Source organism: Caballeronia sp., assembly GCF_028292365.1.
GTDB lineage: Bacteria > Pseudomonadota > Gammaproteobacteria > Burkholderiales > Burkholderiaceae > Caballeronia.
Window position 1 is genome coordinate 1 of the sequence record NZ_JAQGMM010000435.1, and the last position, 9,897, is coordinate 9,897.

8 protein-coding genes are annotated in these 9,897 nt (G+C 59.2%); 6 read left to right on the top strand and 2 right to left on the bottom strand.

Translation table 11 applies throughout. From position 1 onward, the window contains the following. Positions 1-291: 291 nt before the first annotated feature. From JWR14_RS26045 to JWR14_RS26055, 3 genes are all read left to right on the top strand, one after another. Entirely contained in the window at positions 292-1,587 is a 1,296-nt protein-coding gene (locus JWR14_RS26045; RefSeq protein WP_299714222.1) for an MFS transporter, read from the top strand. 162 nt (positions 1,588-1,749) lie between these two features. Beyond that, the gene (locus tag JWR14_RS26050; protein ID WP_299714225.1) at positions 1,750-2,667 is read left to right on the top strand and encodes an SMP-30/gluconolactonase/LRE family protein; all 918 of its coding nucleotides are present in this window, start codon (positions 1,750-1,752) and stop codon (positions 2,665-2,667) included. A 146-nt stretch (positions 2,668-2,813) separates the two neighbouring features. Continuing rightward, on the top strand, positions 2,814-4,049 hold the full coding sequence (locus JWR14_RS26055; RefSeq protein ID WP_299714227.1) for a porin: 1,236 nt from the start codon (positions 2,814-2,816) through the stop codon (positions 4,047-4,049). A gap of 127 nt (positions 4,050-4,176) precedes the next feature. Here JWR14_RS26055 and JWR14_RS26060 read toward each other — a convergent pair whose 3' ends face one another. After that, on the bottom strand, positions 4,177-4,476 hold the full coding sequence (locus tag JWR14_RS26060; RefSeq protein WP_299714230.1) for a VF_A0006 family four-cysteine protein: 300 nt from the start codon (positions 4,474-4,476) through the stop codon (positions 4,177-4,179). A 468-nt stretch (positions 4,477-4,944) separates the two neighbouring features. Between JWR14_RS26060 and JWR14_RS26065 the strand changes: the two genes are divergently transcribed. After that, positions 4,945-6,846 carry an EAL domain-containing protein gene (locus JWR14_RS26065; protein WP_299714233.1) on the top strand — a complete coding sequence of 634 codons (1,902 nt, stop codon included), beginning with the start codon at positions 4,945-4,947 and terminating at the stop codon, positions 6,844-6,846. A 114-nt stretch (positions 6,847-6,960) separates the two neighbouring features. Then, positions 6,961-8,094 (top strand): FAD-dependent monooxygenase, encoded by a 1,134-nt coding sequence (locus tag JWR14_RS26070; protein ID WP_299714236.1) that lies wholly within the window; start codon positions 6,961-6,963, stop codon positions 8,092-8,094. 107 nt (positions 8,095-8,201) lie between these two features. Here the strand turns inward: JWR14_RS26070 and JWR14_RS26075 are convergent, their stop codons facing one another. Next, positions 8,202-9,089 (bottom strand): SDR family oxidoreductase, encoded by an 888-nt coding sequence (locus tag JWR14_RS26075; RefSeq protein ID WP_299714239.1) that lies wholly within the window; start codon positions 9,087-9,089, stop codon positions 8,202-8,204. 388 nt (positions 9,090-9,477) lie between these two features. On the opposite strand from JWR14_RS26075, the gene JWR14_RS26080 reads away from it, so the two are divergent. Then, entirely contained in the window at positions 9,478-9,765 is a 288-nt protein-coding gene (locus JWR14_RS26080; protein WP_366144600.1) for a succinylglutamate desuccinylase/aspartoacylase family protein, read from the top strand. Positions 9,766-9,897: the final 132 nt, after the last annotated feature.

Sequence of the window (9,897 nt, forward strand, 5' to 3'; positions counted from 1 at the left end):
ACCCGCCACAGTAGCGCTCTTCGCCCGTATAAAAGCCCAAAAAATCCAGGAAATTAAAAGCCCGCAGAAAATATTACTAGTGTAAACGCCGATGCTTCGCGTATTGCGCGAGATAAGTCATCTGACATACGATGCGTTCACATTACTAACATAACTTACTGCTGTGAATGTTGCGCGTTGTCATCGCGTCCTGAATCGGTCGAATGAAGGACTTCGAACGTGCGCGCAGCGGTCTCAGCCGACCGAGCGGCTGACAAAAATAACGAACGCAAAGAACGGAGACAAACCGACATGGCAATCAAGTTAAGAGGGCTGCGCTGGTGGATGATCGCCCTGCTGACGCTCGGCACGGTCATGAACTACCTGGCGCGCAGTTCGCTCAGTGTCGCCGCCCCCACGGTCATGCAGGACCTGCATATCAGCACCGCGCAGTACGGCTGGATCACGGGTGCGTTCTTCGTGATGTACCCGCTCGGCGGCCCGATCACCGGCTACCTGATGGACCGTATCGGCTTGCGCTTCGGCTTCCTGATTTGCGGCGTCGCGTGGTCGGTCGTGTGTATCGCGCACGGCTTTGCAAGCGGCTGGGTCGGCCTGTTCGTGCTGCGTGGTTTGCTCGGGCTGGCCGAAGCCTCGTTTATCCCGGCCGGCATGCGTATGGCCGCGTTCTGGTTCCCGGCGCGTGAACGCGGGTTGGCGGCAGGGATCTTCAACATCGGCACATCGATTGGCGCCATTGCCGCACCGCCGCTCATCGCCTGGTCGATCCTCAAGTACAACTGGGAAATGGCCTTCGTGATTGCCGGCTGTCTCGGCCTCGTATGGGCGGTGCTATGGATCGTGTTCTACCGGCATCCGAGCGAGCACAAGGCGCTCACTGCGACTGAAGCGGCTTATATCGTCGAAGGTGAACACGCCGAACTCTCCGATAACGGCGCCAAGCCCAACCTGCGCGCGATCTTCAAGCAACGCAACTTCTGGGGCATCGCCCTGCCGCGCTTTTTTGCCGATCCTGTCTGGACCACGCTCGTGTTCTGGATGCCCCTCTACTTGCATCAGGCACGCGGCTTCGACCTCAAGGCCATTGCCATGACAGCATGGCTGCCGTTCGTGGCGGCGGACGTGGGCTGCCTGATGGGCGGATCGATTTCGCTGTACCTCAACAAGCGCTTCAACATTGCCGTGATCAACGGCAAGCGCATTGTCTTCACGATCGGCGCAGTGATCATGACGGCCATGGCAGGCGTGGGTTATGTAAAGGACCCGGGCACGGCAATCTTCCTGCTGTGCCTTGGCGGCTTTGCGCACCAGACGCTTTCCGTCGCCGTTATTTCGATGTCCGCCGACCTGTTCCCGCGCCGTGAAGTGGCAACCGTTACGGGCTTCGCGGGATTGTCAGCGGGGCTCGGCAACCTGATTTTCACGCTCGTGATCGGCGGGCTGGTTGCGACCATCGGCTATGCACCGTTCTTCGTCGCGCTCGGCTTCGGCGACCTGATCGGCGTGGTCCTGCTCTGGACGCTGGTGCGGCCTGCGCTGGTCAATCGACGCGCCGACGCCAACCTTCCGAGTCCCGCCGGTGCCTAGCGTGCGGTCACGGTGCTTGGCCGTGCGCGAAGCAAAGCGCGCATCGCACCGGCCGTCCTCCACCACTGAGCGACGTCGGCTTTGAACGCCGCGCGTGGGCCACATTCACGCGATACCGCCCGCAGTAACGAGCGGCCTGTACTGGCCGCTGAGACCCTCATCATGAACAACATGCAACCGGAAACACTGGCGTTCGAACGCCTCGAGGCCGCGGATCAGGCACCGTGCGAAGTGGGCGAAAGCCCGGTCTGGCGAGAACAGGAACAGGCGTTGTATTGGGTCGACATCCCCGCTCGCACGATCGCTCGTCTGGTCATGGGCGAGGCCAGGCGCACCGAGTGGCGCCTGCCCGAAAAGGTGGCCTGCATCACCTTCGACCGTCACGGCACCCTGCTCGCCGGATGCGAAACCGGGCTCTTCGCGCTCACGCTGCTGGCTGGGCATGAGGCGAGTGGCCGCAAGCTCGCCGCACCCGTTTTTCCGCTGCCAGGCATGCGCTTCAACGATGGCCGCTGTGATCGTCAAGGCCGATTCTGGGCCGGCACGATGGTGCAGGATATGGCCGCGGCCAACCCGTCGGGCTCGCTGTATCGATACGACGCCGACGGCACGCTTTCCGCGCCCATTGTCAGCGGACTGATCGTGCAGAACGGACTCGCGTGGTCACCGCAAGGCACGACGATGTATCTCTCCGATTCGCATCCGGCGCGCAGGCTTGTCTGGGCTTTCGACTACGACGTCGACACCGGCGAACCCCGTAACCGCCGCGTCTTTGCCGACCTGAATCAGTTTGCAGGACGCCCGGACGGCGCGGCTGTCGACACCGACGGCTGCTACTGGACCTGTGCCAACGACGCCGGCCTGCTGCTGCGTTTTGCGCCTGACGGCCGGTTGGACCGAAGCATCGCGTTGCCCGTCTCGAAGCCATCAATGTGCACGTTTGGCGGCCGCGAACTCGACACGCTCTTTATCACATCGATTCGTCCGGCAAGCGGCGCGAACGAACACGACGGTCATGTGCTTGCGGTGCTTCCGGGTGTACGTGGCGCGCCGGAATCCAGTTACGCGGGGGTTCTATAAGGATTACCGATGATTTTTCAGGCGATTCGGGAGACATCGCCTGAAGGTATTTTTCAGTTAAGCAATTTCGTTAAATGAGCAAGCAGGAAAACCCGCGACGTTGCTGGCCACGTCGCAATCAGTGATACAACAAGAGGAGATAAATCATGCAGTCACGTCACGTCAAAAAATCCGCCAAAAAAACCGTCAAAAAAGCCGTATTAATCAGCCTCGCCACCCTCGCCTCGCCGGTCTTCGCTCAAAACAGCGTGACGTTGTACGGTATTGTCGACGACTCTATTTCGTACCAGAGCAGCCAGACGTCACTGGGTTCAAACAAGGGTGGACGCTCCAACATCAAGATGCTCTCCGGAATCTGGGCGGGCAGCCGCTTCGGCCTCAAGGGTTCAGAAGACCTGGGTGGCGGCACCAAGACCATCTTCCAGTTGGAGTCGGGTTTTAACGCGGCGTCGGGCGCTCAGCAATACACGAACGCAATGTTCGGCCGGCAGGCATGGGTAGGCTTGACCAACCCGGTCTACGGTACGCTTACCGCGGGCCGCCAATACACGTCCTACTACAACCTGCTTTCGCCCTATAGCCCGACGACCTGGCTTACCGGCGCCTTCGGTGCGCATCCGGGCGACCTCGACGAACTGGACACGATTTATCGCGCCAATAATTCGCTCGTGTACACGTCACCGAAGTTCTTCGGATTCACTGCCAGCGGTTCGTACTCGTTTGCCGGCGTTCCAGGCAGCGTGAACCAGGGCTCGACATGGAGCGGCGCGATCCAGTACCTCAATGGTCCGTTCGGGCTTGCCGCGGGTATCACGCGGATCAACAACTCGACCCCGGGCGGCGGCGCGTTTGGTGCAGATTCGACCACCAATTCCGCGGGCCAGTCAGGGGTATCGGCGGTCACGAACGGTTATCAGACCGCTCAGGCACAGCAGCGCATTGCGGTCGCGGGCGGTTATACCTTCACGCAGACGCTGGATATCTCGTTCACGTACTCGAACGTGCAGTACATCCCGGGTATCAATTCGAGCTTCAAGACCACGGAAATCTTCAATACAGGTGGCGCAGTGCTGCACTGGAAAGCATTGCCGCTGCTCGATCTCGCCGCCGGCTACAGCTACACGCGTGCGACGAAAGCCAACGGCATTACGAGTTCTGCGCAATACCAGCAGTTCAACCTGTCCGAATATTATTCGCTGTCTAAACGCACCGGCCTCTATGCATTGCAGGCCTATCAGCGCGCGAACGGCAAAACGCTCGGGACGAGTGGCGCGGGCAGCATCATCAACGCGACCGCCTCGGTTGGCGACGGGTTCCAGTCTGCACCGTCGTCGTCTCCCAGCCAGTTTGCTGCGGGCGTAGGTATCATCCACCGGTTCTGATCGGTTGAAGTAACGCGGTGTGGTGCGGTGCGCTGCTCAGGCAGCGCGCCGCGTCTGCGCGGCGTACGACCCCTGATAAACATTCATCGGGCAGGGACAGTGCTAAAGGCGCAATGCCGAGATCCACTCAACCGCTATTCGCCCGGCGACAGGCTGCCGCCACTTGTTGCGCGGCGTAATCGTTCTCTATTCCTTGCAGGTTCTGAACCAGGCAGACGCGATAATTTTTCTCCTTGTTATTCAGGAAAGCGCTTTCCTTATAGAGCTTCCGGCACGACGTTGTAATCAGATCGGTCGCTTGTCTGCTCCTTACTCCCTTCAGCGATTGCATCACGCACTGGTTGTACGATGCGTCTTCGTTAAAGGCCATCGCGAGGCCCGGCGCCGCAATCGTCAACGCAATAAATGAGCAAAACCCACGCTTCATTTTTTGTCCTCCAAGTAAAAGATCGCACGGCAGGATGCTCTATCCGGGATCGTTAATGCACGCGCGCCCGGGCAAGATGAATCCGCCGCATCATTCCCTGCATGTTACCTTCAGTCGCAAGACGGACCTCCCAGCGCAACGCCTGCAGCCCGTCCTCAGGCTGTTTCAGTTCGTCATGCTGCGGCGCAAGACAGACGTCAATCCGTATTATTTTCCGTAGACAGGATTGCCTCTTGCGAACGAGGTAGTCTTCAGAATATTCGGCCGCACCCGTTTCCCTCCTCGGCTTGACAGGCATGTTTGTCATAGACCCGAATTGTTCCGCCCTCTGATACCCTTGGAGCCCGCCCAGGTCACGCGGGTGCAATATCATATTGTTCGAGCAACGGACACATTTACCGGGATAATCAAGCTCAGAAAAAAGCCAGTCGCGCCGATAACCAAGTACCTACCTATATTGCGCATGCCATGGCGTTTAGTGAACCGAGGTTGCCGTTTTTCAAATGGCTAGTAGGATCCGCTCAAGACCTGAGCGCGGATAATCGACAGATACTGCTGTCAAACCTGTTCACCAGGACGACGTCGATCGCAATGGCGTCAGTTTGCGAGATCAGCGTTTGCGTCACCGCCTATTACCTTCATCCGAGCGTCCTCTACGCGTCATGGACGCTCGCGGTGATCGCGCTCCTGATCGTGCGCCTGTCCCTGATCGCCATCTGCTGCAGGCGCAGCGCACGCAACGAGCCCACGCCGACATCGGCGTTCCTGCTTGCCAGCATCCTGTGGAGCGCGCTTCTCGGATTCGGCGCCCTCTTATGCAATATCAGCGGAGACCAGACGCTTTTCCTGCTGGGCAACGTTTGCGCCGTTGGCGTGGTGGGCGGATTGGCAGGCCGTAACGCAGGCATACCCCGGCTTGTCCTGATCCAGATCTCCATCATCTTTACGCTGCTCGGGATCGGCGCCGCGATGTCTCCCGGTTCTGGAAAAATCGTCTTGCTGTTCCAGGCGCCGTTTTGCGCTGCCGGCTTTTTTACCGTTGCGATCCGCAGCAACAAAGACACCGTCGCGCTGCTGCTCGCGCAGGAAACCAGTAATCGCCTTGCCCGCCACGACAGTCTCACTGGCCTGCCGAACCGCGCCCGCATCAGCGAACTCCTGCTGAACCGTACCGATGCCGAGCCGGCGGTCAGGCACGGATCGTTCGCGGTGCTCCTGATCGATCTTGACGGTTTCAAGGCCATCAACGACAGCCTCGGGCACGCAGCCGGCGACCTCGTGCTTCAGGAATCCGCCAAGCGTTTACGGGCGGTCCTGCGTCAGGGAGATGTAGTCGGCCGTCTGGCAGGCGATGAATTCGTCGCCATTTCCAGCGACTCGTCCATGAGCGAAGAGGTCCGGCTGCTGGCGGACCAGATTGTGAAAACCCTTGCGCGTCCGTTCGTACTGAACGAGGTGCTGGTGCGGATTGGCGCGAGTGTCGGGATTTCGCAGTATCCCGAGCACGGAGAAACGGGACCGCAACTCCTGATATGCGCCGACCGCGCGTTGTACGCGGTCAAGCGCAGCGGCAAGAGCGCCTTTGCCGTATTCGATGCCAAGGCGCACGCCTCCGACGACAGCCTGAGCCTCCTGCGAAGCGACCTGGAAGGTGCGCTTCAATCATTTGGCAGCGGCTTGAGGATGGAATATCAACCCATCGTCAACCTGGCCAGCGGCGTCGTCACCGGACGCGAAGCACTGGTCCGCTGGACCCATCCCACAAGAGGCGAATTGGCGCCCACAACCTTCGTTCCCATTGCAGAGCGGACGGGCCTGATCCTGCCACTGGGGGAATGGGTGCTCAGGCGCTCCTGCGCGCAAGCGGCCCGCTGGCGCGAACCGGTCGTCGTGGCCGTGAACGTCTCGCCTGTGCAACTGCGGGAAGATTCGTTCGCGGACCTGGTTGCAACGGTCCTGCAGGAATCAGGGTTACCGCCTTCGCGGCTGAACATCGAGGTCACGGAAACCGTACTCATGAGCGACGATGTCCCGACGCGGCGCAACGTGCAAAAACTTCGCGCGATGGGTATCGGGCTCGCGCTCGACGATTTCGGAACGGGCTTTTCCACGCTGTCGAATCTATGCCGTTTTTCATTCGACACGCTAAAGATCGACAGTTCATTTGTGCGCGAATCCGTGCATCGGCGAGAGTCGGCGGCCGTGGTTCGCGGCATCGTGGCGCTGGCCCATGAGCTGGGCATTCCCACTACGGCGGAAGGTATTGAAACGCACGAGCAGCTGAGCTTTGTCCGGGCCTCCGGATGTACCAGCGCGCAGGGCTTTTTCCTGGGCCGTTCGGAACGAGCGGAAGGCATTTCGCAGATCTGACGGGTTGGTGGGATAAGCCGGCCGGAAATTCCGGCGATCAAGTTTGGCTTTTCATATACTTTATCGTCGACGCCAACGCGTGAGAACGCGCGTTTTGAAACGATGACGAGGTTGATGATGAACGGAAAAGTATTGATCTCCGGGGCAGGTGTCACCGGTCTGGCACTGGCTTACTGGCTGGATCGCGCGGGATTCACTACCACGCTGGTTGAACGCTCCCCGGGCTTTCGCCGAGGCGGGCAAGCTGTCGACATCCGTGGTGTCGCGCTCAGTGTGGTCGACGCAATGGGATTGCTTGACGACGTCCGCGCACTACGCACGCGGCTCAAGGGCATGTCGACGCTCGATGTCGACGGCAACGAGATCCAACGTACCGAAGAACGCACGTTCAGTGCCGGCCGACTCGACAGCGAAGATATTGAAATCTTTCGCGATGATCTTTGCGAGCTTCTGATGGGCGCAATGAGCGAGCGTGTCGAATTCATTTACGACGAGAGCATTCGCTTGATCGATGATCAGGGCGATGGCGTGGCGGTCACATTTTCAAGCGGCCAGATCAGGCAATTCGATCTGCTGATCGGCGCCGACGGAATTTACTCCAACGTCCGCAAGCAATGTTTCGACGATGAACCCAAGTTTGTCTTTCCGTTGGGCGTGGTGCTCGCTCTCTTTTCGACACCCAACCTGATCGGCCTTATCGATTGGCAACTCGGGCATCGCGAGGGCGGCGTCGGCTACGTGATCTACCCAAGCCGCGACCAGAACGAACTCCGGATTGGCGTTGGTTTCGCCATACCCGAGCTTGCGGTGTCCCGCAGCGACATGGAAACGCAGAAGCGAATTGTGGCTGGCCAGTGCGCTCATTTGAAGGGCGCGTTCCCCCGCTTTATCGACGCAATGAAAGTGACCGATCAGTTTTACTACAACGAGCTCGCGCAGATCCGCATGCCGTCGTGGTCGAAAGGCCGCATCGTCCTTGCGGGTGATGCAGCGCACTGCGCCTCCCCATTTTCGGGTCAAGGCACGAGCCTCGCACTTGTCGGCGCTTTTGTGCTGGTTCGCGAGCTGGTTCGGCACTGGGACCATCCGGCGCAAGCTTTTGCCGCATACGAACACCGCATGCGGCCATATGTGAAACTGAATCAGGGACTGGTCGACCTTACCCGCGAGGGTCCGACTCCGGATGATTTGATGACCGCGGCCAAGAACGGTATTGAGTTTGGAGATTTGCTGAACGAGTCGCTATAGCCGCCGAGCATCCGTGAAACGGTGAGCTTGCCGCCGTGGAAGAGTAAAGGTGCTGCGGCGCCCCAAGCAGGGCGCCGTCATGACTTCTGGCCGTTCAACGAAGATGATTAGGCATACTGTGCTTCGTTAAGGTCAGCGATGAGTGTTGGACCGGTTGGATGCCAGTCCAAGCGGCTCTGGGTCTGGACACTGGAGGCCGGCATATCCAGGCCGACGAACATTGCCATCCATCCAAAATGCGACGCTGCTTCATCCGGGGTGATCGACACTGCGGGCAAGTTCAGGCCCCGGCCAAGCGCCTCGGCAATTTCGCGGCTACTGATCCCCTCCTCGCCGACCGCATGATAGCGTGCCCCCTGTTCGCCTTTTTCAATGGCGAGCCGGTACAGAAGCGCCACATCAGAGAGATGACCCGCCGGCCAGCGGTTACGACCCTCACCCACGTAGGCGGAGACGCCTTTCTCACGCGCGACGGCGACGAGCGGCGTGATGAGACCTTGCTTGAACGGGTTGTGAACTTGAGGCAGTCGCACCACCGACACGTTGATTCCTGCTTCGAGGAGCACATTGCCAGCCAATTCGGATGCGATGCGCGGATTTTGATGACGGATATTAAAGACATCTTCGGTCGCCAGTTGACCATGCTCACCGCTACCCATGCCGGTCCCGGAGGTGATTATCAGAGGGCGGTCAGAGCCAGTGAGCGCGGCTCCGAGCGCCGCGATCGCACGCTTGTCCTTTTCGCAATTCTCCACAAATTTCGAAAAATCGTGATCGAATGCCGTGTGGATGACGCCATCTGCTTTGGCGGCGCCGCTGCGCAGGCTCTCCGGATCCTCCAGGGTGCCGTGATGCACCTCCGCCCCTGCATTGATAAGCGCTTGAGCGCCCGCGTCCGACCGCGTCATACCGATCACCTGATGGCCGGCCTTGATCAGTTCCGGAACGATGGCCGCGCCGATGAAGCCTGTCGCACCGGTAAGAAAAATACGCATCTTTAAATCTCCTGGGTTGTCACCGCCACTATCCGATCATTCCTTGCCCGGTTGAAGTAGTGACATCATCCTATTAAAGGGACTAACAGGATCCCGATACCGGCCAGCCAGTCGGATGCACTTCCTCACGATCGACTTCGATCGCATGACTCCCCTGAAGCGCGATGCGTCAAAGGCATCACGCATGCCATCAATCGGCATTGGCATAAATCACATCGATTTCAGATAGTACGGGCATCGCTGCGTCGTTTGCATTCGCCGCCGCCTTTCATACCGAAACGCATGCCAGGCATCTCATGCCCATACTCAGGAGACGAATCATGGCCACCGACCGCTCCCGCATCTCGACGGATATCGATTTTGAGCAGGAAGGCGTTCAGACCGGCACATGCAAATCAGCGGCCGCCTGATCGTCGTGCCGGGTCTCAACTTTCCTGTATTTCTCGCGGGGCGGCGGACCTCGCCTATTGATGGCGCGAACATGAACCGGATCTTCCCGGGTCATCGCGATGGCTCCATCATGGAGATGATTGCGCACTATGTGGACACCGAATTGTTTCCCCGCGCCGATTTCGTCTTCGATATCCACGCGGGCGGTGCGTCGTTCGATCATCTGCCGACGCTGCTGGCCGCACCACCAGCCACAGAAAAGGGCCGGATTAAGCGAATCACATGATGGCATCCAAATCTCCCAGCCTGTTAACACGCAGTGAATGCGGGCACGTCGGCCACGAAAAATGAACGGCAAAAACTTGCCTACGTTCGCTCGTTCATGATAATTTATGCTCACTTACGATCGATTGACGAT

Coding starts and splice junctions, on each gene's coding strand:
- JWR14_RS26045 (WP_299714222.1), top strand. CDS start 292: ATGGCAATCAAGTTAAGAGGGCTGCGCTGGTGGATGATCGCCCTGCTG.
- JWR14_RS26050 (WP_299714225.1), top strand. CDS start 1,750: ATGAACAACATGCAACCGGAAACACTGGCGTTCGAACGCCTCGAGGCC.
- JWR14_RS26055 (WP_299714227.1), top strand. CDS start 2,814: ATGCAGTCACGTCACGTCAAAAAATCCGCCAAAAAAACCGTCAAAAAA.
- JWR14_RS26060 (WP_299714230.1), bottom strand. CDS start 4,476: ATGAAGCGTGGGTTTTGCTCATTTATTGCGTTGACGATTGCGGCGCCG.
- JWR14_RS26065 (WP_299714233.1), top strand. CDS start 4,945: ATGGCGTTTAGTGAACCGAGGTTGCCGTTTTTCAAATGGCTAGTAGGA.
- JWR14_RS26070 (WP_299714236.1), top strand. CDS start 6,961: ATGATGAACGGAAAAGTATTGATCTCCGGGGCAGGTGTCACCGGTCTG.
- JWR14_RS26075 (WP_299714239.1), bottom strand. CDS start 9,089: ATGCGTATTTTTCTTACCGGTGCGACAGGCTTCATCGGCGCGGCCATC.
- JWR14_RS26080 (WP_366144600.1), top strand. CDS start 9,478: ATGCAAATCAGCGGCCGCCTGATCGTCGTGCCGGGTCTCAACTTTCCT.